The 24422-nt window shown below is 45.6% G+C and carries 26 protein-coding genes; 4 read left to right on the top strand and 22 right to left on the bottom strand.

Annotated features, from left to right (window positions below; genetic code table 11):
- Positions 1-36: 36 nt before the first annotated feature.
- From ybgF to aspS, 12 genes are all read right to left on the bottom strand, one after another.
- Positions 37-804 (bottom strand): tol-pal system protein YbgF, encoded by a 768-nt coding sequence (gene ybgF / locus ACXAH6_RS14310; protein ID WP_474877878.1) that lies wholly within the window; start codon positions 802-804, stop codon positions 37-39.
- A complete protein-coding gene (gene pal / locus ACXAH6_RS14305; RefSeq protein ID WP_474877877.1) occupies positions 804-1370 on the bottom strand; it encodes a peptidoglycan-associated lipoprotein Pal in 567 nt (188 codons plus the stop codon). The genes ybgF and pal overlap by 1 nt, the downstream gene beginning before the upstream one ends.
- 37 nt (positions 1371-1407) lie before the next feature.
- Positions 1408-2778: a Tol-Pal system beta propeller repeat protein TolB gene (gene tolB, locus ACXAH6_RS14300; RefSeq protein WP_474877904.1), complete on the bottom strand. Its 1371-nt coding sequence runs from the start codon at positions 2776-2778 to the stop codon at positions 1408-1410.
- 5 nt (positions 2779-2783) lie between these two features.
- Positions 2784-3569, bottom strand: a complete 786-nt coding sequence (gene tolA / locus ACXAH6_RS14295) for a cell envelope integrity protein TolA (protein WP_474877876.1) — start codon at positions 3567-3569, stop codon at positions 2784-2786.
- A gap of 6 nt (positions 3570-3575) precedes the next feature.
- Positions 3576-3998 (bottom strand): protein TolR, encoded by a 423-nt coding sequence (tolR, locus tag ACXAH6_RS14290; protein WP_474877874.1) that lies wholly within the window; start codon positions 3996-3998, stop codon positions 3576-3578.
- A gap of 33 nt (positions 3999-4031) precedes the next feature.
- Positions 4032-4736: a protein TolQ gene (tolQ, locus tag ACXAH6_RS14285; protein WP_474877872.1), complete on the bottom strand. Its 705-nt coding sequence runs from the start codon at positions 4734-4736 to the stop codon at positions 4032-4034.
- Positions 4726-5124 carry a tol-pal system-associated acyl-CoA thioesterase gene (gene ybgC, locus ACXAH6_RS14280; RefSeq protein WP_474877871.1) on the bottom strand — a complete coding sequence of 133 codons (399 nt, stop codon included), beginning with the start codon at positions 5122-5124 and terminating at the stop codon, positions 4726-4728. The genes tolQ and ybgC overlap by 11 nt, the downstream gene beginning before the upstream one ends.
- Positions 5125-5638: 514 nt before the next feature.
- A complete protein-coding gene (ruvB, locus tag ACXAH6_RS14275) occupies positions 5639-6646 on the bottom strand; it encodes a Holliday junction branch migration DNA helicase RuvB (RefSeq protein WP_474877869.1) in 1008 nt (335 codons plus the stop codon).
- Between the two features lie 14 nt (positions 6647-6660).
- Positions 6661-7284: a Holliday junction branch migration protein RuvA gene (gene ruvA / locus ACXAH6_RS14270; RefSeq protein ID WP_474877868.1), complete on the bottom strand. Its 624-nt coding sequence runs from the start codon at positions 7282-7284 to the stop codon at positions 6661-6663.
- A gap of 11 nt (positions 7285-7295) precedes the next feature.
- Entirely contained in the window at positions 7296-7817 is a 522-nt protein-coding gene (gene ruvC / locus ACXAH6_RS14265; RefSeq protein ID WP_474877903.1) for a crossover junction endodeoxyribonuclease RuvC, read from the bottom strand.
- Entirely contained in the window at positions 7814-8254 is a 441-nt protein-coding gene (gene nudB / locus ACXAH6_RS14260; RefSeq protein ID WP_474877866.1) for a dihydroneopterin triphosphate diphosphatase, read from the bottom strand. Before nudB ends, ruvC begins: the two co-directional genes overlap by 4 nt.
- Positions 8254-10017, bottom strand: coding sequence for an aspartate--tRNA ligase (gene aspS, locus ACXAH6_RS14255; protein ID WP_474877865.1), 1764 nt, complete (start codon positions 10015-10017; stop codon positions 8254-8256). Before aspS ends, nudB begins: the two co-directional genes overlap by 1 nt.
- Before the next feature lie 169 nt (positions 10018-10186).
- Here aspS and ACXAH6_RS14250 point away from each other — a divergent pair, with 169 nt between their 5' ends.
- Positions 10187-11095: a DUF72 domain-containing protein gene (locus tag ACXAH6_RS14250; RefSeq protein WP_474877863.1), complete on the top strand. Its 909-nt coding sequence runs from the start codon at positions 10187-10189 to the stop codon at positions 11093-11095.
- Positions 11096-11288: 193 nt separating this feature from the next.
- Here the strand turns inward: ACXAH6_RS14250 and ACXAH6_RS14245 are convergent, their stop codons facing one another.
- The 9 genes from ACXAH6_RS14245 to ACXAH6_RS14205 form a co-directional block, all read right to left on the bottom strand.
- Complete coding sequence (locus tag ACXAH6_RS14245; protein WP_474877862.1) at positions 11289-11528, bottom strand: hypothetical protein; 240 nt, start codon at positions 11526-11528, stop codon at positions 11289-11291.
- A 220-nt stretch (positions 11529-11748) separates the two neighbouring features.
- Complete coding sequence (locus ACXAH6_RS14240) at positions 11749-13095, bottom strand: sigma 54-interacting transcriptional regulator (protein ID WP_474877861.1); 1347 nt, start codon at positions 13093-13095, stop codon at positions 11749-11751.
- Positions 13092-13688, bottom strand: a complete 597-nt coding sequence (locus ACXAH6_RS14235) for a hypothetical protein (RefSeq protein ID WP_474877859.1) — start codon at positions 13686-13688, stop codon at positions 13092-13094. Before ACXAH6_RS14235 ends, ACXAH6_RS14240 begins: the two co-directional genes overlap by 4 nt.
- Entirely contained in the window at positions 13685-15142 is a 1458-nt protein-coding gene (locus ACXAH6_RS14230; RefSeq protein WP_474877857.1) for a sensor histidine kinase, read from the bottom strand. The genes ACXAH6_RS14235 and ACXAH6_RS14230 overlap by 4 nt, the downstream gene beginning before the upstream one ends.
- Before the next feature lie 16 nt (positions 15143-15158).
- The gene (locus tag ACXAH6_RS14225; protein ID WP_474877855.1) at positions 15159-15434 is read right to left on the bottom strand and encodes an EF-hand domain-containing protein; all 276 of its coding nucleotides are present in this window, start codon (positions 15432-15434) and stop codon (positions 15159-15161) included.
- A gap of 245 nt (positions 15435-15679) precedes the next feature.
- On the bottom strand, positions 15680-17752 hold the full coding sequence (locus ACXAH6_RS14220; protein ID WP_474877853.1) for a putative bifunctional diguanylate cyclase/phosphodiesterase: 2073 nt from the start codon (positions 17750-17752) through the stop codon (positions 15680-15682).
- Between the two features lie 140 nt (positions 17753-17892).
- On the bottom strand, positions 17893-18327 hold the full coding sequence (locus tag ACXAH6_RS14215; RefSeq protein ID WP_474877851.1) for a tellurite resistance TerB family protein: 435 nt from the start codon (positions 18325-18327) through the stop codon (positions 17893-17895).
- 110 nt (positions 18328-18437) lie between these two features.
- Positions 18438-20093, bottom strand: a complete 1656-nt coding sequence (locus tag ACXAH6_RS14210) for an ATP-binding SpoIIE family protein phosphatase (RefSeq protein ID WP_474877849.1) — start codon at positions 20091-20093, stop codon at positions 18438-18440.
- Positions 20094-20135: 42 nt separating this feature from the next.
- Entirely contained in the window at positions 20136-20441 is a 306-nt protein-coding gene (locus tag ACXAH6_RS14205; RefSeq protein WP_474877847.1) for an STAS domain-containing protein, read from the bottom strand.
- Positions 20442-20625: 184 nt separating this feature from the next.
- Here ACXAH6_RS14205 and yciH point away from each other — a divergent pair, with 184 nt between their 5' ends.
- The 3 genes from yciH (at position 20626) to pheA (ending at position 23219) form a co-directional block, all read left to right on the top strand.
- Positions 20626-20949, top strand: a complete 324-nt coding sequence (gene yciH, locus ACXAH6_RS14200; protein WP_474877846.1) for a stress response translation initiation inhibitor YciH — start codon at positions 20626-20628, stop codon at positions 20947-20949.
- 41 nt (positions 20950-20990) lie between these two features.
- Positions 20991-21791 carry a response regulator gene (locus ACXAH6_RS14195; protein WP_474877844.1) on the top strand — a complete coding sequence of 267 codons (801 nt, stop codon included), beginning with the start codon at positions 20991-20993 and terminating at the stop codon, positions 21789-21791.
- A 243-nt stretch (positions 21792-22034) separates the two neighbouring features.
- Positions 22035-23219 carry a prephenate dehydratase gene (gene pheA, locus ACXAH6_RS14190; protein WP_474877843.1) on the top strand — a complete coding sequence of 395 codons (1185 nt, stop codon included), beginning with the start codon at positions 22035-22037 and terminating at the stop codon, positions 23217-23219.
- Between the two features lie 60 nt (positions 23220-23279).
- Here pheA and tyrA read toward each other — a convergent pair whose 3' ends face one another.
- Positions 23280-24416 carry a bifunctional chorismate mutase/prephenate dehydrogenase gene (tyrA, locus tag ACXAH6_RS14185; RefSeq protein WP_474877841.1) on the bottom strand — a complete coding sequence of 379 codons (1137 nt, stop codon included), beginning with the start codon at positions 24414-24416 and terminating at the stop codon, positions 23280-23282.
- Positions 24417-24422: the final 6 nt, after the last annotated feature.

Here is a 24422-nt window from a genome sequence, read left to right as displayed (position 1 = left end):
AGGGTCGAATGACCCTTTTTTAATCAATTAGCAAATTTATAACCGCGCTTCGGCGAGTTTTCTCGCAGAGGAATTCGGGTACTCAGAGATGACCTTTTGGAACCACTCTTTCGCCTTAGCCTGCTGCGCTTGCTGTTGAGCAATCACACCCAATTTCAACATCGCATCGGGGCGCTTTGTTGAATCGGTAAAACGATTCACAACAACATCAAACTGCGCTTTTGCATCGCCCCATTGCTGTTTATTAAACAGCAATTGTCCTAACCAGTAATGCGCGTTTGGCGCGTACTCACTGTTGGGGAATGTGCTTAAAAACTCTTGAAATGCCGGAATTGCTTTGTCGTACTCACGAGACTTCAAAATCAAATTCACGGCATTGTCGTAGGCTTCGCTCTCGCTAACACCAGATAAACTGGATGCAACCGTATTGTCTGATGTTGTAGGCGTAGCCGTGACCGGCTGACTTGTCGCACTACCCACCACGCCACTTTGTTTCAAGGCTTCTACGCGCTTATCAATTTCTAAGTATAGTTCGCGCTGGCGCTCTAATACTTTCTGTAATTGATTGGTATGAGTTTCGACTGCCCCACGCAGTTGGTCAACTTCATACTGCATATCATCGAGCTGCTGTTGCAACTTATGCTGCATTTGCGCGCGATTCTGCACTTGACGTTCAAGTACTGTTAGTCGTGACTCTACATCAGAGCCATTGACATCGGTTACCGGTGCTTGAGCGTTGGCATAGCCAGCAATGCTCAATGCGGCCGCAATAGCAGCCGCAAAGTGTGTCAGCTTAGTATTCATTATTGATAAACAACGATACCGCGACGGTTTTGTGCAAATGCGTACTCAGAAGCACCCATTACAGCAGGTTTTTCTTCACCGTAAGAAACTACAGTGATTTGGCTGCTGCTAACACCCGCATTCAAAAGGTAAGTTTGTACAGACTTAGCACGACGCTCACCTAGTGCGATGTTGTACTCAGGCGTACCACGGCTATCACAGTGACCTTCGATAACCACTTTTTGCATTGGGTTTTTCACCAAGAATGCAGCGTGCTTATCAAGTACTGGGTAAAACTCTGATTTGATGCTTGAACGGTCAAAATCGAAGTAAACAGTTTGTTCGTTTTGAAGCGCTTGCAATTCATTTTGCATTTGTTCTTCAACCATTTGCTGGCGCTTAGCTGCTTCAGCCTGAACACGCTGTTCTTCAGCTTCTTTCGCTGCTTCTGCTGCTGCCGCTTGCTCTTGAGCAATACGGTTTTGTTCTGCTGCGATTTCTTCCTCAGTAGGACCTGAAGAACATGCCATCATTGTCACCACTGGTAGTGCGATGATGAAACTCTTCATTACTTTATTCATTTGCATCCTCTTAATCCTTATACTTATTTATTTGATTAAAACGTTAAAACAAAAATGGTGACCAACTAGGCGATTTTACTTGCCCATTGGCTGCCGGTAACCGCGCTTTAAAGCGTCCATCCAAAGACACTAAAGATAAAACCTGTGTGCCCTCATGCAGAGTGCTATAAATTATCATGCTTCCGTTCGGCGCGATACTAGGACTTTCATCTAAAAAGGTTCTAGTTAACACTTGGATAGCGCCGTCCTTCAGTGATTGCTTGGCAATTCGGTAATCACCCCGAGTTTGATTTACCAATACCATGTCTTCACCATCAGGCGTGAAAGTAGCACCCAGGTTCTGTTCACCGTCGAAAGTAAGTCGTCTCACCTTCCCAGATACTAAATTTACGCGATATATCTGTGGTTTACCACCCCGTTCAGAGCTAAAAATGAGACTCTTTCCATCAGGAGACCAAGATGGCTCTGTATCTATCGAGCGATTTCGCGTAATCCGGCGCAAATTTTTCGTCTCGATATCCATAATATATATCTCTGGGTTACCATCTTTCGATAGTACCATCGCTAGTTGTCGACCATCAGGCGAAAAAACGGGACTACTGTTAATGCCCGGAAAATCCGTCATCTTTGTCCGTTCCATGGTGTAGATGTCCTGAATAAATATTTGCGAACGTTTGTTTTCAAAACTCACGTAGGCCAACTTATTACCATCAGGCGACCAAGACGGAGACATCAATGGTTCTGGCGATGACAACAAGCGAGTTTCATTTTCACCGTCGTAGTCTGCAATAACGAGCTGATAAGGCAATTTCACGGTCTCGCGATCACGCACGATAACGTACGCGATTCGGGTAAGAAATGCACCCTTCACCCCTGTCAATTTTTCGTAAACCACATCACTGATACGATGGGCGTATTGACGAAAGTCACTACCATTGATGGTCGCTCGGCGCGAATCGATAATATGGTCTTTGCTTTCAACCAGCTTGCCTTGTTGATCAAGAATCTGCGACTTACCGTCGGTTACCTGACCACGTAAGACATCAATAATTTGAAACGTAACTGTATATCTGTCAGCAGAGGTATTTTCAATAGAACCTACGACGATAGTATCTACACCGGTAGTCGCCCACGCGCTGTAGTTCACTTCGGTATCATTCGACGGATACTGCGGCATGGCAGACAAAGCGATTGGGTTAAATTTACCACTGCGACGTAAATCCGCCATCACAACATCGGTAATTCGACCAGGTAACACACCATCGCCAGTCCACTTAAACGGAACGACACCAATTGGGCGCGCGCTATCAACACCTTCTGTGATCACAATTTCCAGCGCTGCATTTGCAAGCTGACTAAAGCTCAAAATGCACAGGCATAACCATGAACGCAACGTCATTCCCATTTTTCTCATACGCACTACAATTCCACCGTTAAATTAATATCTTTTAGCTCTTCGTATACATCAGGCTCACTAGACATGGGCAAGGTGTCTGGCCTCAATACCGCACTTTGCGCCGCACGACACAATGCAGAGTCGCCGTCTCTTATCGTTACCTTTGTCACCAGACCGGTCGTAGCCAGTCTTATATTCAACCGACAGCGTTTACCTTTAAAACTCGAATCTTCGATAAGATAACGCATTATCGTTTGTTGAATTAACGCCTGATAACGCTCTTTTTCAGTTAACACATGCTGAGCCCGACGTTGTCGCTGAGCGGCTCGCTCGGCTTCCATCTGCTCTTGCATTATTTTATCCATTTCGGCTTTTTGTTCCGCCTCACGCTTTTTGCGTTCAGCTTCTGCCTTTTCTCTCGCCTCGCGTTCTTTGCGCTGCTTTTCTTTCTGCGCTGCGAGTCGCTCTAATTCTTTTTGCTTACGCGCTTCGGCTTCTGCCTTTTTGCGTTTAGCCTCTTTTTGTGCGGCAATGCGTTTTTGTCTCGCCGCTTCGGCTTCGCGCGCTTTGCGTTTTTTCTCAGCTTCTGCCCTCGCTTGTGCTTCAGCCTGCGCTTTTTGACGTTGATTGTCAGCAATCGCCTGCGCATCAATAAAGGTTGCTTTGATCACAGGGACAGAGGCGGGCGCCGAGAGAGCTTTTGTCGCATCGGGTGAGCAACTGACGCTAATTAGCAACACAGCTAATATGATCAGATGCAACACCACCGATTTAATCACCCCAGATTTTGTCTCCGCTTGCGTATCCACTCGCTACTACTCTTCCACTGGGTCTGTCATTAAGCCAACAGAGGGCACGCCGGCCTTCTGTAACAATACCATTAGCTGGATAACTTCACTGTAAGCCACTCCACCATCACCTTTCACCACAACAGGGGTTTCAGGCGCTTTCTTGAGTTGAGCTTGCACGAGTGATGCCAACTCGTCACCATCTACGGCTTGTTCTTGGTTATCGCCTAAATTGAGGTAATAGTCGCCTTTGATATCAACCGATGCAATCATCGGTGGCGTATCCTCTTGTTCAATGGGCTCTGCACTGGCTTTTGGTAAGTCAACCTTCACCCCTTGAGAGATCAAAGGCGCGGTTACCATAAAGATAATTAACAATACCAACATCACGTCGATATAAGGTACTACATTGATTTCAGCCACCGGGCGGCGTCTTTTGCGCGTGTACATGAGGCGCTCCTACACTCGTTTCCGTTGCACTAATTACTGAGCTTGTTGTTGCGCTTGTTGCTGCTGGGCAGCGAGCGCCTGACGATGCAATATCGCAGAAAACTCTTCCATGAAATTGCCGTAGCTATTTTCCAGCTTTTCCACTTTGTGACTAAAACGGTTGTAAGAAATAACAGCAGGGATTGCTGCAAACAGACCGATTGCTGTTGCAATCAAGGCTTCGGCAATACCTGGCGCAACCATCGACAGGGTCGCTTGTTGCACTTCACCCAGGGCAATAAAGGAATTCATAATCCCCCAAACAGTACCGAAAAGACCAATGTAAGGGCTGATAGAGCCAGCAGTAGCCAAGAAAGACAAACGGCTCTCTAAGTTATCTACCTCACGCGACAACGCAACGCGCATCGCACGGTAGGTGCCATCAACAATGCCGTTGGCGGCCGTGTTACTTTTGCGCAGGCGAACAAATTCTTTGAAACCAGCACAGAAGATAAGGCCCATACCTTTGGCCCCTTCTTCACTGTTATTGAGCTGCTGGTACAAGCGGTTGAGGTCTGCGCCTGACCAAAACTTGTCTTCAAATTCCCGCATTTCAAAATCTGCGGCAGACAAGGCTTTTTGGCGTTGAAAAATAAATGCCCATGAGGCTATAGACACACTGAGCAATAGCAACATTACAAGTTGAACAACAAAACTAGCCTGCAGAAAAAGACCAATAAAGTTTAAATCAGATGACACGCGATAAATCCCCTAATAACCCTGCTGGAAATCGTCGAGGTTTCATTTTCGACAAATCCACACAGGCAATTTTTATTTCAGCGTCTACAAGTAATACTTGCTCCGCATTTCTTATCTCTTGTTTGAATACCATGCTAGCGCCCTTCAATTCTACAACCTGCGAAGTAATACTCAACAGTTGATTGAAGCGAGCTGGCGCATAGTTATTCATTTCCACTCGTTTGACGACAAAGGCAACACTTTGTTCCAACAAAGTGTCTTGCTCGTGACCTAATTCACGTAACCACTCAGTTCGTGCGCGTTCAAGAAACTTTAAATAATTAGCGTAATAAACAATACCGCCGGCATCGGTGTCTTCGTAATAAACACGCACTGACATGTTATGCATAATTATGCTCCATTAATGATATATTCAAAAAAGTATCATATAAGCTTCATCATTTCATCTATCTCACCACTCGTAAGACCATACAAAACAATGGATAGCGCAAAACAAAAGCAAGTTTTAACATTCGCTTAACGCATTAGTTTTTCTAATCAAAAAATATAATTTTACTCAATTGTCGAGTTTTAAATTTTCTCTATAATGCATCGCATCAGTTAGGCAGTAACTGCTTAAACAAGCGAATTTTTTCTGTTTGACATGAGTTCCCTGGATTATTTCCTTCAACACTTGTTGTTCTCCGCCCATTCACTGAATGGGCTTTTTTTTGCCTAAAATTCACTGTTCACACCAAGCTGCAATGCTTATTGCCACTTGCGTACACGCTAAGCGCTTTACCCAAAAACACAAATAATGAATTTTATATTTCAATAAGTTAAGAATTGAATGAATCTATGTGGCACAGCGAGGTAAACCACATAGATTCATGTCTGTCTAACAACACTTGTCGCAGCGCTGTTTAAGATTGATTAGGAGTAAAGCCTAAATGTAAATAGGCTCGTTGAGAGGCGATGCGGCCTCGTGGAGTGCGCTGCAAAAACCCTTGTTGAATTAAAAAGGGCTCAATCACATCTTCAATGGTTTCTTTTTCTTCACCAATAGCCGCAGCGAGGTTATCCAGCCCAACTGGGCCACCATCAAATTTATCAATAATCGCGGTGAGAAGTTTTCGGTCCATGTAATCAAAGCCTTCTCGGTCGACATCAAGCATATCTAACGCTTTTGCCGCCACATCGGCACTTACCACGCCTTCTGCTTTGATCTCTGCGTAATCACGTACACGGCGTAATAAGCGGTTAGCAATACGGGGCGTACCACGAGAACGCTTAGCCACTTCTAAAGCCCCTTCTTCGCCCATGTCCAACTGCAAATAATGGGCGCTGCGCATAATAATAGTGGTGAGATCTTTAACGGAATAAAACTCTAATCGTTGAACAATACCAAACCGGTCGCGCAGAGGTGACGTAAGTGAGCCTGCGCGGGTTGTTGCCCCAACGAGTGTAAAAGGCGGCAAATCGAGTTTAATTGAACGTGCCGCAGGCCCTTCGCCTATCATAATATCGAGCTGATAGTCTTCCATGGCAGGGTAGAGAATTTCTTCTACAACTGGACTCAAGCGGTGTATTTCGTCGATAAAGAGTACGTCGTGCTCTTCCAAGTTGGTTAGCAGCGCGGCTAAATCTCCTGCCTTTTCCAATACTGGACCGGAGGTGGTTTTAATATTCACGCCCATTTCATTGGCAACAATATTGGCCAAGGTGGTTTTACCTAATCCGGGCGGGCCAAAAATTAACAGGTGATCCAGAGCATCACTGCGATTGCGGGCGGCTTGAATGAAAATTTCCATTTGCTCACACACATGAGGCTGCCCTGTATAGTCAGACAACATTTTAGGCCGAATGGCACGGTCTATGACTTCGTCTTCTTGGCTGGCGCCAGCGGATATCAGTCGATCTGCTTCAATCATGCTTCACTACTCAGTTAAATGGCCGCTTTAAGCGCCTGACGGATGATTTGCTCACTATCCATGCCGTCTTCATAAACACTGTTTACCATCTTAGTGGCTTGCTGCGCTTTATACCCTAACGCCACCAATGCACTTAGCGCTTCTTCCTTCACATCGCTCTTAGTGACAAAGGTTTCACCTGGGCCATTATCGGCACCTGGTAAGTTTGTCACATCAATACTTTGTTGTTTTGAGAAAGTCGCTAATCGGTCTCGTAATTCTACAACCAAACGCTCTGCGGTTTTTTTGCCTATGCCCGGTAAACTTACCAAGGCTGACACATCTTCTTGCTGTACGCTTTGCAAAAACTGGCCAGCCGACATGCCCGACAAAATAGCAAGCCCTAATTTCGGACCAACGCCATTGGCTTTAATAAGTTCGCGAAATAATCCGCGTTCCATTTTATCAGCAAAGCCAAATAATAGCTGTGCATCTTCACGCACAACAAAATGGGTGAATACGGTAACCTGCTCGCCCACATTCGGTAATTGATAAAAGCTGGTCATAGGCATTTGAATTTCATACCCGACGCCTGCTACGTCAACCAAAATCTCAGGGGGTTGTTTTTCGACTAATATCCCCTGGATACGTCCAATCATAATTTGCTCCGTTAGCGCAATCGTCGGCGCACGGTTTTACGTGCTTGTCCTGCGAGTTTTACCAGGCTCTGTTCTGTATGGGCATGGCACAATGCCACGGCTAATGCATCTGCAGCATCACTTTGTGGTGTACCAGAGAGATTAAGCAAGTGCTTCACCATATGTTGCACCTGTGTTTTTTCTGCACTGCCCTTACCCACAACGGCCTGTTTAATTTGTCGTGCTGAATATTCTGAAACCGGCAAACTGGCTTGAGTAGCTGCGACAATCGCCGCGCCCCTCGCTTGCCCGAGTTTCAATGCTGAATCAGGGTTTCTCGCCATAAACACTTGCTCTATGGCAAAACAGTCGGGTTGGTATTGCTTGATAATGTCAGAGACGGCAATGAATATTTGATCTAGCCGAGGCGCGAGTACATCGCCTTTCAATCGAATGCAGCCGCTGCCCAAGTAAGTCATTTTCCCTTGCTTGCGACTCACAATACCATAGCCTGTTACACGAGAACCTGGATCTATACCCAGTATTACCATTATTTGGCTCCGGGGACAAATTGAATAATGGCGGCTTGGTTAGACGGTGACCATACGCGTTCAGCCGCTTGCGCTGCCGACACCCACTCATAAGCCAAGTGCTCGGTGAGCGTTAAGGTTGCGGAGGAGGAAATTTCTGCAATAAAAACATGTTCAGTATTGAACACCGTATCGGGCGGATAGCGATAGCGCCATTGCGGCCTAATTTCAAACTGATTGATTTTACGGCAATCAATAATTGCGTGCTCTGCGGGACTGAGCACAATGCCCGTTTCTTCAGCAACTTCACGATACGCGGTTTCAATCGGCGATTCATTCTCTTCGATTGTGCCGGTAACCGACTGCCAAAAAAGCGGGTCATCTGTGCGCTGCATTATCAGCACCTGGCCGGCTGCATCGTGCAGCACAACCAGGACAGATTCAGGCCTTTTATACTTCATTAAGCGTTATCTTTTTTGACCACGTTGATGGCGAGTTCTTCCAACTGCTGTGGGTTAGCAGGGCTAGGCGCATCTGTTAATGGGCACGCAGCCGTTGTGGTTTTCGGGAACGCCATAACGTCGCGAATCGATTGTGCGCCAGTCATTAGCATGACCAAGCGGTCTAGACCAAAGGCCAAACCTGCGTGTGGTGGCGCACCGTACTGGAGTGCCTCGAGTAAGAAACCAAACTTGTTTTGCGCTTCTTCTTCATCTATACCCAAAATACTGAATACCGCAGATTGCATACCTTGGTCGTGAATACGTACAGAACCACCACCAAGTTCAACACCATTCAATACCATGTCGTACGCATCAGACAACGCCGTCGCTGGTGATGCTTTTAGTTCCTCTGGGCTCAAGCCTCGAGGCGCAGTAAACGGATGGTGTAGTGCGTGGAACTGACCGTCGAATTCTTCGAACATAGGGAAGTCGACAACCCAAAGTGGCCGCCATTCGCCTTCAAGCAATTCGAAGTCTTCACCTAGCTTCAAGCGAAGCGCACCCAATGCTTCTGTTACCACTGTAGCAGAATCGGCACCAAACAATAGAATGTCGCCATCTTCCGCTTGGGTGCGTGCAAGTAATGCATCGGTTACGTCAGGACTCAAGAACTTCAATACAGGTGATTGCAAACCGTCTTGGCCTTGGGCTTTCTCGTTCACTTTCAACCACGCCAACCCTTTCGCGCCATAAATGCCGACGAACTTGGTATATTCATCAATTTGCTTACGTGATAATGACGCACCACCCGGTACACGGATTACAGTAACGCGACCTTTAGGATCATTCGCAGGGCCGTTGAATACTTTAAACTCAACGTCTTTCATGATGTCATCAACGTCAACCAGTTCGAGCGGGTTACGCAAGTCTGGCTTGTCGCTACCGTAACGCTTCATCGCTTCTGCGTAGGTCATACGCGGGAAGTCGCCAAGGTCAACGTTCAGCATTTTTTGGAACAAATCGCGGATCATGCCTTCAGTGATCGACATCACGCCTTCAGCATCTAAGAAGGTGGTTTCAATATCGATTTGGGTAAATTCTGGTTGGCGATCAGCGCGCAAGTCTTCATCGCGGAAGCACTTAACGATCTGGTAATAACGGTCCATGCCTGACATCATCAACAACTGTTTGAACAGCTGTGGCGATTGCGGCAAGGCGAAAAACTCACCTTTGTGCGTACGGCTAGGTACCAAGTAGTCACGTGCACCTTCAGGCGTTGCTTTGGTCAGAATGGGCGTTTCAATATCTAAGAAACCTTCGTCTTCCAAATAACGACGCACCGCGCCCGTCACTTTAGAGCGGAATTGCAAACGCTCGCTCATTACTGGGCGACGCAAATCAAGGTAGCGATAACGCAAGCGCTGTTCTTCGGAGTTCTCTTGGTTCCAGTCTAATGGCAGTGGCGCTGAACGGTTGAAGATTTTCAGCCCTGTACCCAGGATTTCGATTTCACCGGTGGCCATTTTCTTGTTGATTTGGCTTTCAGGGCGAGCGCGCACTGTACCAGTTAGCTCAATACAAAACTCACCGCGAAGCTTGTTCGCTTCTTCTAATACCTCAGGTAAATCTGGGTCAAACACGACCTGCACAATACCTTCGCGATCCCGTAAATCGATAAAAATTAGGCCGCCCAAATCTCGACGTTTATTTACCCAACCATTCAGGGTGACGGTTTGTCCAACATGTGACGCGTTAATATTTCCACAGTAATCTGTGCGCATGGTCTTTGACCTCTGTCTCTCTAATTTTGATTGTCGCGACGGTGAATAGAACAATTTCTAAACAACCTGCCATTACTTGCCTTTCATTGAATGAATCGCTAGGCTCGGCGACGTGAATAATGATGAAATTCAAAGCCGCCTAGTATAAACAAATGCGCCGTAAAGCCCAATGACAAATCAAAGCGAAACGCAAATCTCTGACACAAAATTGCCTGACGTAAAAATAGGATGCCCTGTTTGGCAGCATCCAAGTTGGCCGAGCGCTTGGTTTGGCAACCCCGCAGCCCGCAAAAATAACCTTGAATACTATGCCCAACAATTGAACAGTATCGAGGGCAACACTACTTTTTATCAGCTTCCTGACACAGGTACAGTGGCAAAATGGCGTGACGCTGTGCCAGAGCAGTTTCGATTTTGCTTTAAATTCCACCAATCGATTACCCATCAGGCAAGCCTGCGACACTGTGAAGCCGCCGTTACCGAGCAATTACACAGAATGGCATTACTCGAACACAAATTAGCAAGCGTGATGATTCAGCTACCCGCACAATTTGGCCCTGAGCAATTGCCTGTATTGGCGCATTTTCTAGCGCAATTACCAAAAGACTTTCGCTACAGTGTGGAAGTGCGCCACCAGCGCTTTTTCGCTAAAGGCGACGACGAAAAGAGATTAAATCAACTATTGATGCAACACCAAGTAGACCGCATCATTATGGACACGCGGGCCTTATTTACCGGAGACGCTGACAGCCCGTTAACCGCTGAAGTCCGCACTAAAAAACCACGAGTGCCAGTTAATGTGATCGCCACGGGCAAACAACCCATCATGAGATTTGTTGGCAATAACAATGACAGTGATAACTTAACGTGCTTACAGCCATGGGTGAAAAAGTGCCACCAGTGGAGAGAACAGGGCTTAAGCCCCTACTTGTTCTTCCACCGCCCTGACAACAAAGACGCTCCTTGGCTAGCGCAACAGTTTATTCAACTGTACAACCAAACATACGCAGCAAATGCCGCCGCCCAATTGCCCGCATTAACGTTTACAGAACAAGCCGAGCAAACGAGTTTGTTTTAATGCTTATTCACTCAGTTTGAAGTAACTAGACGTGCCAAAAACCACTGATGAGTTAAAAAATCACTATCACCTAACTAAAAGGTTATGGCGATAGTCAAGCAACGTGACATCGTTTTTTGCTTTAAAGATATGGAGATAATGCGCGATTTGCGGAAGGCGTCCCTTCGAGCTTTTTGATTTACTGGGGTGTCAGTCATCTATGCACAGTGTCTGGTGCAGTGAGTTTTATGAGGACATCATGAAGTAGTGATGTGGTATTAGGCAAATTATCAATGACCTGATTAGTGGCCTGCTTCGCATGGTTATCGATTGGCTTTTTCACCATGCCTTTTAAATGAAAATAAACCATACTTCGAAGCTGATTAGCGCTAGCTAAATCGTGTTTCACCACCCAAGTGTTTAACACCTGTGTGAAATCAGCAGCAACTTCCATAATTCATAATCCTTTAATAAATAATGACTTTCCAGCTAGTATGTTTGTTAAACTACACTAACCTTCCGACGGCCACCTATTATACATTAGTTCAAAATTTACAATACCCTTACATTAAGGCGTTGTCATAGCTGGTGTCTTAAAGGTTAATCAGCAATATAAAGCCGTTTCAAACAACAAAGCCCCGCGATGCGGGGCTTTGTCACTGAGCATTGATTCGCTATGCTTGCCTAAAGTCAGCAGCGTCTAGTTCGTGCTTTTTCATCAGTTTGTGCATATCGGTTCGGTTACGCCCCGCCAACTCCGACGCGCGAGTCACGTTGCCGTCTGTCATTTTGAGTAATTTGTAAAGGTACTTTTGTTCAAAAGCATCTCGTGCCTCGGTAAGCGTAGGCCAGCTTTGGCGTGTAGCCGATAAAGCCTGTTCAACCAAATGCAACGGAATAACCGGAGTTTGGGTTAAGGCCACACATTGCTCAACTACGTTAACAAGTTGGCGCACATTACCAGGCCAGTCTGACTTCACTAATAATTGCATGGCATCATCAGAAAATTGATTCGCATCGACTTTGTGGCGAGCCGCACTTTTCTGCAATAACGTTCGAGCGAGTAGAGGAATATCTTCGCTGCGTTCTTTCAAAGCAGGTAGCTTCAAATTAACGACATTCAAACGGTAGTACAAATCTTCCCGGAAACTGTCCTCTTCCATTTCTTTGTGCAGATCTTTATGCGTTGCAGAGATAATACGCACATCAATGTCGACCATCTTGCTGCTACCCACTGGGCGTATTTTTCGCTCCTGCAAGGCACGCAATAACTTCACTTGAAGTGTCATTGGCATATCGCCAATTTCATCTAAGAACAGTGTTCCGCCGTCAGCTTCGCGAAATAACCCCGCATTGGCTTGTACCGCTCCAGTAAACGCCCCTTTTGCATGGCCGAACAATTCTGATTCCAGCAAGTTCTCTGGCAATGCTCCACAGTTAATCGCGACAAAGGGCTTGTCTTTTCTGTCGCTTGCACGATGTATCGCATTCGCTAGTAATTCTTTACCTGTTCCACTAGCTCCCGTTACTAACACACTGACTTCACGTTGGGCGATGCGAAAGGCTTGATCAAGTACATGAAGCATTTCTGGTGAGCGCGTAATAATATCATCGCACCACTCTCCCGGTTTGGCCGCTTTAGAGTGGCTCAACGCTTTACCCAACAGTGTGCGTAGTTCGTCGTGATCGACAGGCTTGGTTAAAAAGCCAAACACTCCGCGCTGAGTAGCCGCCACCGCGTCTGAAATTGTGCCGTGAGCTGTCATCAGAATAACCGGCATATCAGAGCGCACGGCCATAATTTCTTCAAATAAGCTTAAGCCGTCTAATCCCGGCATGCGCAAATCACTCAGCACAACGTCAAAACTTTGGGTTTGCACTTTCTTTAATGCGTCTTGGCCGTCTTCGGCCCCAGTGACTTTATAACCTTCACTTTCTAAGCGGATGGTTAGCAAACGCAATAGGCTTTTGTCATCATCCACCAGCAAGATATGCGAGTTGGCTTGTTCTAATTCTGTCACGGCTGTTCTCCTCCGTTTTTATCCATCAGCGTTTCTTCAATGTTTAGCAATGCCTGCAACTGTTTGCGCTGCTCTTCTAAGCGCTTCTGCATTTCTTCAATTGACGCTTCTTGTCGGCCGTTCACTCGGCTTAACATTGTGATAGCAGACTCAAATTCGAGCATTTGGTTACTCGGTTTTTCGATAATGACCGTGATTAATCGTGTCATTGCCGGCGTAAGTGAGGGTTTAAGCTCTGTGAGCCAATGCTGTGCCCGCAGCCTATCCTTATAAGGCGTATCAATAGGCTGAGACAACAGCACTTTTTTGAACGTAGCGGGAATATCATCTCCCAGAGCAGCAATTAAAGGCTTGCGCTCTTCCCAAGGAAGCGCATCAGCCTTCAGCCAAATATCGATCCAATACCAAATATCACAATTGCCGATAAAATCTTCATGTCGGCTATCGACCAAGCAAGGATCGTTTTCAACTATCACTTTTTCGTGGGTTAGCGGATTGTCTGGCTCCGCTTTTTCGGGTGTTATTACACGCTCTGTTGTTGTCACGCATCCTGCGAGAGAGGCTACACACAGTAGCCAAAAAATTCGGATCATTCGTTCGCATCCTCTTGCGGAATCATTACTCGGAAACATACATCAGCGTAATCAACATCAACCACGCCAACTTCTCCGTGCATTAGACGGGCGCAATCTGCCACAATCGACAAGCCCAAGCCGGTACCGATTACATTGTCATTTCGTTCTCCATCACCACGGGTGAAAGGCTCAAACAAGGTGTCGACCTTCTCCGGTGGGATTTTTTTACCTCTGTTCGCTACTTCTATACAGGCCATATCCCCCTGTAAATACAGTTTGATATTTATTGGTCTATTACGCGCCCCATGAGCGACCGCGTTAGACACTAAGTTATCTAAAATCCGTCTTAATAACTCTGCGTCGGCACGAATAGGATCGGCCTTCACATCAACGTCTAACTCGTGGTGTTGCAGAGCTAGTCGATAATCTTGTAAGCAGTCGTCTACCATTTCCTGTGTGTTGACTTGGCTAAACGTAGGCTGTGCCTGCTGTAGCAACAAATTATAATCGAGTAACTTCTCAATCAATGTGTTCAGTCGCTGGGTGCTGATAATAAGCAACGACAGAACTTCGTGCTGCGGTTTAGTCAGTTGCCCCACCGCACCATCGTCTAACAGTGAACAGCCTTCTTTAATACTCGCCAAAGGCGTTTTTAACTCATGCGCCGCATGGCGAAGCAGCGCTGTGCGAATATGTTCTAACTGTGCTAACCGGTCACCCAACCAGTGTAAGTCTTTTTCAACGCCGGCGAGTTCTCTGGGAGCACGTCGGGAAATGGGGGGTAACTTACCTTGTTGCCGAGCCAACATTCGAATAAGCACTTTCATTTTGCGCACGGGGTTAATAATGAGCTGACTACCCGCTAAAATCAAAAGCAGCGAAATAGTCACCAGTAATGCGGTCAACCATGCCTGCTTGGCTTGCATCGCGGCGAGGTCTGCTTGCTGAGTAGCCAGTCTGACCTGAATAACTTTGTCGACCTGAGTGCGCAGAGCTATCACCTGTTCATTGATAGATGCAATATAAGCGTTCAGCAGAAGTTCGTCATCTAACTGCCGGAACATTTTCAGTTCAATTAAACTTTTATTAATACTCTCACAATGAGTGCCGTGAGCAATGGCGTTACACAAGCTATCCGCTACATCCTCAAACCGGCCTAATGCGTTGTCGGCCAGCTCTGCAACTTTAGCGTTTTGAATCACCCGATATTGTCGTAACGCCCTTTCCACAATCACGGCAGTCCCGTCTAAACGTTTCATATCGTTGACGAGATTAACCACAAACTGGGTTTCAGACACCGTGAGTTTACCAACGCGAGCTAAGTCACTCTGACTTTGCCAAAGTAAGGCAATTAACGGTATTAATGCCACAAAAAAGCTGGCTAAAATAAGTTGACGCAACGAGCCTAATTGCAAAATACGACTTCCTGTAAAAAAAATGCGCTCCAATTTAGCCACTTTACGCTCTGACATTTGTTACCTTCGCAGACTATGAGCGCGCTACGGTAAATAAACTGTCATCACTGATAAAGCCACTATCGACTAATTCAGACTGGCTCACTTTACCATCTTCGTTAGTATCGATAAGAGCAAACTCTCTTAATAATTCTGTATCACTCACCGACTCTCTTAATGAAATGTATCCGTCATTATCGGTATCGAGGCGTTCCAGTAGTGATAAATCGTTGGCTAAAATGGCAAAAGCACTGAACCAACTACAAATAACAACGCTAGGTAAAACGAACTTTTTCTCAAATATTGACATCGTATTTCTCCTCGTTGTGCGCAACTAAGGCCACCTTGGCCTTGTTACATTAACAACGGGATAACAGCAAACACCATACCAAATAAGATTAACGCCTATAAATCAAAGATTTAACAACAAAAATATACAGTGAAACAAACGCCCTGTCGGTAACTGTTGCCTATCAGCAACACCTTTTTACATAGTAATGGATAAATTTTACGTGCTAAAGCATTAATATTTATCTATTCGAATACGCGTTTTATTCAGTACGGTGGAGTAAATACTTCAGGCAATAAAATCAATTCGTGTAAAGGCAATGGACGGCTAAACAAATACCCCTGTGTAGTATCGCACCCTTGTTCTAACAAATAATGTAGCTGAGCGGGTGTTTCGATGCCTTCAGCACATATACTTAACGACAACCGTTTTGCAAGGTCGATAATTGTACCGGTTACCATACGGCTGCGTTCAGATGTTTCTAATTCTTCAACAAACTGTCGGTCAATTTTCAAGGTATCTATGGTGATTTGAGTTAAGTAACTCAACGATGAGTAACCTGTTCCGAAGTCATCCAGTGCGATGGCACACCCCATATTCGCAATACGACGGAAAAATTTATTGCTGGCGTCAAAGTTCTCTAAATACGCCGATTCGGTCACTTCAAATTCGATATAAGCCGGGTTAACGTCATAGCTCACAAACAACTTGTAAATACTGTCAAACAAGTCGGCATGACGTAAATCGTGACCTGATAAGTTAATGCCAACGCGAAAACGTCGACTAAAATGTTGCCGCAGCGCAGGCAGTTCTTGGCAAACTCGCTTGATCACCCATTGCGTCAAGGAAGCAATTTTACCACCTTGCTCAGCGATAGGAATAAACTCACTGGGCATAATAGCGCCGAGTTCAGGGTGTTGCCATCGCATAAGGGCTTCAACCCCCACCGTAGTCCCATCTGCCGCCACTTTGGGCTGGTAATACACACTAAACTCGTCGGCGCGTAGCCCATTATCAATACTGTTAGCAATGTGCATCTTGCGTTTATATGCCACCACCATATCGACATTGAAAATGGTAAAGCGGCCACGCCCCTGTGCTTTCGAACGATACATGGCCAGGTCGGCATTACTGATGAGTTGACTAAGCTGATAATTGGCGTCAGACGCTTTCGCAATGCCGATGCTCACGCCAACCTTGAGCGCCAAGCCGCGTAAATGAAAGGGGTCGTTAAAGGCGAGTAAAATACGGTGGGCCACGTTCGTCAGACTCGCTTCAGAAGTATCCCTGTCTGGCACAATAATAAATTCATCACCGCCCAAGCGCGCCAGTAGATCTCCTTCGCGTAAAATACTGTTCACTCGTTCTGCCACTTCAACCAAGATCAAATCGCCGGTTTCATGCCCCAGTGAGTCATTGATCCCTTTAAATCCATCTAGATCGAAATACATCAGCGCAATGTCCTGCTGATGGTGTTGAGCGTTAAGCAATTCCTGTCTTAACGCGTCCATCACAAATTGACGATTTGGCAAACGGGTTAAGTTGTCGTAATTAGCTAAACGCATCATGGTGCTTTGCTGATCACGTAAGGTTTCGTTCTGTGCTTGGTTTAATGACCACTCAGTTTCAATGGTACTTAAAAACTGGTTAATGTGGGCCGCCATATGATTGACTTCTTTACTGCTCTTTTCACTAAAGCGCATTGAGTAGTCTTTAGTTTCATTCACCTTCATCGTGAACATCGACAAATGATAAAAAGGGCGTAGTGTTCTTTGCATCAATACCAAACCTATTCCGCAAACGGCCAATAGGATCAGCAACAACAAAGGTATTAGGCGTACCAACAAGTCGGCGTAGCTCTGCGCTAACGGAGCACTGACATCAGCTAGAATTAATAAATAACCAATTGGGAAGGCCGCATCGCCGACACGGTCGAAGCTCAATAGAATGCCATCTTGCTCAACCACGGTATGGTGTTGTTTTTTAGGGTCGATACGGTTCAGTATTTTCCCAAAATCTTCTTTCGGTTTGGCGGCTCTGCCCTCAAGAGTAATAACAGGGTTGTAGTCTTTGTCGAATACTCGAACGTAGATAACATGCTGATAAGGCGCTAATTTACGTCCAACCGTTTGTAGCTTGTAACGGTCAAGTTCTTGCTCTTCTAAAATGGGGGCTAAATCAATACTCAGTGTGCGGTTGAGTGCAAATAAATGAGATTGCTGTGTTTTTTTAAACAGTGATTCATGCTGATACGCCCCCAACCACAACACCAAAATGGTGGTGATAAGGGCGGTTCCCACGATAAGGCTAGAAAGGGGAGTTTTAATACTGCGCGCCACGAAAAACTAATACCGTTAGACGTCGAGATATTGCTAGATACCTCAAACGATTAAGAATTTATCCGTACTATACCGTGAATCAATGAAAATTTGATGATAATTCACATCGGACTAGCTATAAAATTCTTGGCGCCTAGTTGTTAACGTGTCTTGGCTGAGAGTTTTGCCTGTATAAAATGAGAATGGGAAACATACAATAAATCAGCAATTTTTCTGATCAAGTGCTCTTCAATGGGGTCGAGCGTGTCATCAGCGTAAGCCAATTCCCACAATGATTGCACAATGGCAACTTTATCCTCGGCAGTACAGCGGTCGTTAATAATGCGCGTAAACTGCACTAAGTCTACAGCGTGTTCTGATTTATTTAACCCGTCACTTTTCAACGCCTCTAAAGCGTCAGGCCCCAACGAAAAGCGCTTGGCTAGTATTTGATGATACATCGCCATTTCTCGCTCATCACTGCGGTTATCCGCCCGAATTATTTCACTCAATAATACCGCCGTTGCCAACTCGACCGTGTGCGACGGCTCACTTTCGGTCGTATCTTTAAACCATTCCAGCAGACTTTTGATCACACTCTGTCCCACATATTGCGTTTACCTTAGGCAGTAAATAAGGGCAATGAGAGAAAATTTCACCCTTTGCTCGTTGATTGCCCCTTAATTATCGTTTATCAGCAGTCTGCTTATTCGTAACTGGGGTTAATCCCAATTTTGATTTGCGTGGTTTTACCGCCATTTGAAAACGTTACTTCGTCACATAAATTTTGTAACAAGTCGATGCCTCGACCAAAATTATAATCGTCATTTTTAACAATCGAGGCGGGGTCGAACCCTTCACCCGAATCGGTCACAGCAATTGTCAATTGTTCGGTATTGGGGTTATAAGAGGCGTCGACAATAATCTCGCCAGAAGTGAGGTTTTGTAACCCTTGTTCTCTATGCATGTAATAGTGAATAAAGCCGTCATCGGTTTGTTTTAAACTCGAATCAAGCTTCAACAAACCATGTTCCAAGGCGTTATTAAACATTTCGGTTACTATGGTAAACAACTCCGCGCGAATACGTTCAACCCCTTTTTGGCTGTTGAGCACATCGAGAATTTGTTCAATGGCGTTTTCACGTTTTAAAGTATCGCTATCGAGTGCAACAGAAATCTTAAACGGCAAAGAAATGGCCGCTTCATCATCTAGTAATTTGGGCAATGGCCGACAGTCATACATCACCAAGCTAATATCGTCATGTGCGGGCCTGCCATTTAAAACCGCCAGCGCACGGTCGTACATAGTCGCAGTATTGATATTCGGCAGCGAGGCAAACCATTCCTCTACACCACTCTCTTCCAACATGTCACCGTTTTCGTCAGCCAACTCCATCAAACCGTCGGTATACGCGAAAAGCCGGTCACCTTCGTCGGCGGTATATACTTCACAGATATTTTCAAAATCTCGGTCGTCTAAAATACCCAGCGCCATATGCTGAGAAACAAAGCGATAGCGAAGCTGCCCTGCTGGGCTGCTAATTATCACAGCAGGCATTCCGCCATTCCACACAGTAAATCGTGTGCCTGAGGCGTCTATTTCAACAATGGCTGCCACAAAAAACATTTCAGTAGGTAACAGGCTCAGTAATTCGCGATTAAGCTCTATGGCAATCTCTCCTACCGATACGCCCTTGCGCGCCATGTGTGTAAATGTTTGCGTTACCGGCAATGCTCCTATTGCCGACGCTAACCCGTGCCCAGTAAAGTCACCCAAAATAAAATAACAGCCTCCAGATGGGCTGGCTTCACATAAAAATAAATCACCGTTAAAGTCTGATGCTGGGCTTAAGTGCACATCGAATAGCTTTTCTACGTCTTTGTTACTGACAATGGCATTGGCAAAAATATGCTCAACAATGCTGTGTTCACGCGCTACGGCCTGTTGGTAAAACAGCAACTCACTGTTTTGCTGTTGTATGCGTTTACTTAACTCCCGGGTGCGATTATGAGCGGTGATTTTTGCTGCCAGAATAACGCGGTCATAAGGTTTACTCACAAAGTCGTCGCCCCCCACATCTAAACACCTTGCCAGACTCTCTTTGTCGTCAAGTGAGGTGATAAAAATGATGGGCAAATAACACTCTGAATCCAGCGATTTTAACTTGGGCGCAACCTCATACCCGGTTAACCCCGGCATGATCACGTCTAACAACACAAGGTCAGGTGGAGAGGCTTGGGCAATAGCGAGGGCTTCTTCACCACTTTGAGCCTCTAAACAATCGGTAAAGCCCTGCTCTTCAAGCATGTGCCTGAGTAGAAAACGATTAATCGATTCATCATCAACGATCAAAATTCGCATAGCTTGCTCTTTTCTTATTGAGAATAGCGAATAAACGTATCTTTAACTGATGTCGAACTTTTTGTCGAATCGAGAAATTTTTAAGATACGGGCAACCTGTGGCCGACAGTGGGTAATACGGTAAGATTGAATACGTGTGCCAAGGTTTTTTTGCATATTGAGCAACATGCCAAGCGCAGAGCTATCCATATAATCGGTGAGTGCAAGGTCGACCTCAACGGTATCAATGTGGTCATCGAGCCCAGCGTATGCATCACGAAAATCCTGAACTTTGCTAAAGTCGAATTTCTCTCCCACCTTGATAACCAGCATACGACCACCGTTAAGTACATTTGTTTGTATATCCATTTAAAGCTCCAAATGACCGCTATTCAAAATTAACGTTTTAATAAGCTTCAGTATTAAACCGCTAAGATGTGCAGTATTTACTATAATTTGTCATACTTGCTGTTATTACATTGTAGATTAGGCACTCATAAAAGTGCTATTAATTCATAAATTTTCCTACAGAAATAACAATTAGAGAGAGCACATGCAAAATACGCGGCTAGTGTATAGCACAGATGGCGGCCGAATTTCAGAGCAAAAATCGGCGCCAGAAAAGTCGACAAGTAAAGATGGTATTGTAAGAATCCATCGAGAAACCAAAGGACGCAAAGGCAAAGGGGTGTCTATTGTTCACGGTCTTGACTTGGACGCAGCTGAATTAAAAAAGCTATGTACCGAGCTTAAGAAAAAATGCGGTTGCGGCGGCGCAGTAAAAGCGGGCCAAATCGAAGTACAAACAGATGACAGAGAAAAGCTACAGTCACTGTTAGTGCAGAAGGGATTCTCAGTAAAATTAGCTGGCGGCTAAGTAATCACTAGCCCTATATTATCCTGAAAACGAGTATTGTCATGGAAAAACTATCGATATCCGATCTCAACATTGTGTTAGTTGAGCCCTCAGATACACAACGAAAGATTATTACTACCTTACTGCTTAAGGAAAATGTCAAAGAAATCGACCCTGTAAGTACCGTAGGTGAAGCAAAAGCCGCGTTAATGTCACATGGTGCAGACCTGGTGGTGAGCGCGATGTATTTTGAAGATGGAACCGCTCTGGATCTAATTCGCCTGATCAAAGAAAACCCAGAATTTGCAGGAATCCCCTTTATGCTGGTTTCAAGCGAAAACCGCATTAGCAAGTTAGAAGAATTCAAACAAGCTGGGGTTTCGGCCATTCTGCCTAAGCCATTTGAACCGATTCACTTGTCTCGTGCATTGAACGCCAGCTTAGACTTACTGAACACTGACGAATTGCATCTGGATTTATTCGATGTACAAGAAGTTCGTGTACTGCTTGTAGATGACAGCCGACTAGCGCGCAACCACATTCGCCGCGTATTGGAAGGCATGGGCCTAAAACGCATCAAAGAAGCTGAAAATGGTGCAATGGCGCTGACTTTGATTAAGGACGAACCCTTCGATTTGGTTGTGACCGACTACAACATGCCCGAGATGGACGGTCGTGAACTTTCTGAATTTATTCGCTTTAATCCAGAAACCGCGCATATTCCTATCATTATGGTGACATCAGAATCTGCTGATAGTGCTCATATGACCAATATCCAACAAACGGGTGTAAATGCATTGTGCGACAAGCCATTCGAACCCAATGAGGTCCGCGCTATGCTTGTGGCCCTGTTGAGTGAATAGTGGCAACTAGCACAACCTACAAATTAAGTATAGATAGCGAGATTTAATCACGCCGCGGCCCTGTAAAAACTGGTTGACAGGGCTGGCGTGGTTGAATAAAGTCTGTGCTATGAAATTGAAAGAACATCAACACACAGCTGCACACTTTTTCTTCTTTTTTACCTTGTCGTAAGGGGGGATGTGCCGTGTGTATAAACCTCCCATCGCGGAGGTTTTTTTTTGCCTACTCAAAGAGAGACCAGAATGTCAGAGCCTGAATTAGATGCAATTAGAGAACGGATCACCGCACTAGACAGCGAGCTCATTAAACTCCTCGCTGAACGTCGCGGGCTGACCAATGCCGTTGCCGAAACCAAAATCAAGCACCACATTCCGGTGCGCGATCAAAAACGCGAAGAGCAACTGCTGATCCGATTGATTAAAAACGGTCAAGAGGTTGGGCTCGACCCTCACTACGTGACACAAGTGTTTCACGTAATTATCGAAGATTCTGTTCTCAATCAACAAGCCATGCTTGCTGAACGCGCCAACCCAGGTAGCGCCCTGCCGCTGAATCGTGTGGCATTTTTGGGTGACAAAGGGTCTTACAGTTACTTAGCAACACAAAAATACTTCTCTCGCCGCCCAGGAGAACTGCTCGAAATTGGCTGTCAGAGTTTCAGTGAAATTGTGCAAAAAGTTGAAAACAGCGAAGCCGATTACGCGGTGCTCCCTATCGAGAATACAACCTCGGGCAGCATCAATGAAGTATACGACCAATTACAACACACTCAATTGAGTATAATTGGTGAACTCACTCACCCAATTCGTCATACCCTATTGGTGGCCAAAGACACCAATATCGCAAATTTAAAAACTGTATATGCTCACCCTCAAGTGTTCGCACAATGCAGCCATTTTCTTGCGGAACTGGGGAATATCGAAGTAAAAACCTGCGACAGCACATCGTCAGCCATGTTAACGGTAAGCGAATTGGGCCGTGATGACGCAGCCGCTATCGGCAGCGAAGCCGGTGGTAACCTGTACGGCTTAATGGCAATTAAGTCGAATTTAGCCAATCAAAAAGAAAACCACAGCCGCTTTATCGTCGTCGCGCGCAATCCCGTTATTGTGCCATTACAGGTACCGGCAAAAACAACTTTTGTCATGTCGACGGTACAAAAAGCAGGGTCTTTGGTAGAAGCGCTATTGGTGTTGCGTGAAAATAATATCAATATGACAAAACTAGAATCTCGCCCTATTCCCGGCAACCCCTGGGAAGAGATGTTTTATATAGACGTAGACGGTAATTTACAAGACGGCCCTATGCAGAATGCGGTAGAGTCGTTGAAGAAAATGACGCGTTACTTAAAAGTACTCGGTTGCTACCCAAGCGAAGAAATTAGCCCGACGAAAGTCGCTGCCGCAACGGCAATCACAGACAAATAAGCCCTATACCTAAAGAAAAGCCCTGATAAATCAGGGCTTTTTTAATTTAAGTAACGTTAATTACTTGCGTAACATTTGATCATCATCGGCTTTAAGCAGTAGTTTCTTACTGTCAACCAAACATGTCTTGGCGTAATCTCCGAACCACTCACCAATTTCATCAAATTGTGAAATGAAGGCGTTTTTATCGCCTTTTTCAAGTAGATCCAGCGCGTCGCCAAAACGACGATGAAACCGACGTAACAAGGCAAAGTTTTTCGGATTGTTGAAAATAATGTCGGCATACAAACGAGGAGCTTGGGCAAACAAACGCCCCACCATCGCCAATTCTAACCGGTAAATAGGCGAGCTGAACAAAGTAAGCTGCTCTAAGTCTGGGTCTTCTCCGGCCAAATGCGCGCCATAGACAAAGGTGTTAAAGTGGCGCATAACCTGAATAAATGCCATGGCCTCATCATGCTCTTGAGCCGAGCTATGATAGATAGTCGCGCCCCATGTTGCCATTTGCTCAACAAGCCACTGATACGCGTTCGGTTCACGCCCTTCACATACCACTACCACTTGTTTGATCATGCCCGGTGCATCTGGCCCAAACATTGGGTGTAACCCTACAACCGGCCCTTTGTGAATCGCCATCATCGCCTCTAGCGGTTTCACTTTAATACTAGTGATATCGGCCAATACACAATGAGCAGGCAAGCGATTGAGCTTGCTAATAACGCCCTCGGTAAGATTAATCGGTACAGAAACCAGCACTAAGCCAGCGTGGGCAAACACCTCATCGGCGGTTTCCCAATCATCTTTTTCAATTATGTTGACGGTATAGCCACTGCGCTCGAACAAACTTACAAAAACACGGCCCAGTGCACCTGCTCCACCAATAATCACAACGTTACCTACGTCGGGATTACTGCAACGATATTGGTTATTCTGCGTGTGATAGGAATCTCGCATAATACGGCGCAATAGGTCTTCCACTAAGCTTTCAGACACGCCGGCTTCTGCCGCTTGTTGTTTGCGTTTCGACAGTAATTCAGCTTCACGCTCAGGCACATAGATTGGCATGCCCGTTTGAGATTTAATCTGACCGACTTGTTTGGTCAATGCGGTTCGCTTTTTTAAAAGTTCGACGAGTTGTGAGTCCAACTCGTCGATACCTTCGCGCAGCTGCGATAACTGCTGAGAAAAATCAGACATTAATTT

The sequence above is a fragment of the Alteromonas sp. ABE4_545 genome, from assembly GCF_056161325.1.
The sequence above is the reverse complement of the archived record's forward strand: the minus strand, read 5'-3'. Positions and strand labels throughout refer to the sequence as shown.

Excerpts from the sequence above, each read along its gene's own strand:
- ybgF (WP_474877878.1), bottom strand. The coding sequence starts at position 804 with ATGAATACTAAGCTGACACACTTTGCGGCTGCTATTGCGGCCGCATTG.
- pal (WP_474877877.1), bottom strand. The coding sequence starts at position 1,370 with ATGCAAATGAATAAAGTAATGAAGAGTTTCATCATCGCACTACCAGTG.
- tolB (WP_474877904.1), bottom strand. The coding sequence starts at position 2,778 with ATGAGAAAAATGGGAATGACGTTGCGTTCATGGTTATGCCTGTGCATT.
- tolR (WP_474877874.1), bottom strand. The coding sequence starts at position 3,998 with ATGTACACGCGCAAAAGACGCCGCCCGGTGGCTGAAATCAATGTAGTA.
- ybgC (WP_474877871.1), bottom strand. The coding sequence starts at position 5,124 with ATGCATAACATGTCAGTGCGTGTTTATTACGAAGACACCGATGCCGGC.
- ruvB (WP_474877869.1), bottom strand. The coding sequence starts at position 6,646 with ATGATTGAAGCAGATCGACTGATATCCGCTGGCGCCAGCCAAGAAGAC.
- ruvA (WP_474877868.1), bottom strand. The coding sequence starts at position 7,284 with ATGATTGGACGTATCCAGGGGATATTAGTCGAAAAACAACCCCCTGAG.
- nudB (WP_474877866.1), bottom strand. The coding sequence starts at position 8,254 with ATGAAGTATAAAAGGCCTGAATCTGTCCTGGTTGTGCTGCACGATGCA.
- aspS (WP_474877865.1), bottom strand. The coding sequence starts at position 10,017 with ATGCGCACAGATTACTGTGGAAATATTAACGCGTCACATGTTGGACAA.
- ACXAH6_RS14250 (WP_474877863.1), top strand. The coding sequence starts at position 10,187 with ATGACAAATCAAAGCGAAACGCAAATCTCTGACACAAAATTGCCTGAC.
- ACXAH6_RS14245 (WP_474877862.1), bottom strand. The coding sequence starts at position 11,528 with ATGGAAGTTGCTGCTGATTTCACACAGGTGTTAAACACTTGGGTGGTG.
- ACXAH6_RS14235 (WP_474877859.1), bottom strand. The coding sequence starts at position 13,688 with ATGATCCGAATTTTTTGGCTACTGTGTGTAGCCTCTCTCGCAGGATGC.
- ACXAH6_RS14230 (WP_474877857.1), bottom strand. The coding sequence starts at position 15,142 with ATGTCAGAGCGTAAAGTGGCTAAATTGGAGCGCATTTTTTTTACAGGA.
- ACXAH6_RS14225 (WP_474877855.1), bottom strand. The coding sequence starts at position 15,434 with ATGTCAATATTTGAGAAAAAGTTCGTTTTACCTAGCGTTGTTATTTGT.
- ACXAH6_RS14210 (WP_474877849.1), bottom strand. The coding sequence starts at position 20,093 with ATGCGAATTTTGATCGTTGATGATGAATCGATTAATCGTTTTCTACTC.
- ACXAH6_RS14205 (WP_474877847.1), bottom strand. The coding sequence starts at position 20,441 with ATGGATATACAAACAAATGTACTTAACGGTGGTCGTATGCTGGTTATC.
- yciH (WP_474877846.1), top strand. The coding sequence starts at position 20,626 with ATGCAAAATACGCGGCTAGTGTATAGCACAGATGGCGGCCGAATTTCA.
- ACXAH6_RS14195 (WP_474877844.1), top strand. The coding sequence starts at position 20,991 with ATGGAAAAACTATCGATATCCGATCTCAACATTGTGTTAGTTGAGCCC.
- pheA (WP_474877843.1), top strand. The coding sequence starts at position 22,035 with ATGTCAGAGCCTGAATTAGATGCAATTAGAGAACGGATCACCGCACTA.
- tyrA (WP_474877841.1), bottom strand. The coding sequence starts at position 24,416 with ATGTCTGATTTTTCTCAGCAGTTATCGCAGCTGCGCGAAGGTATCGAC.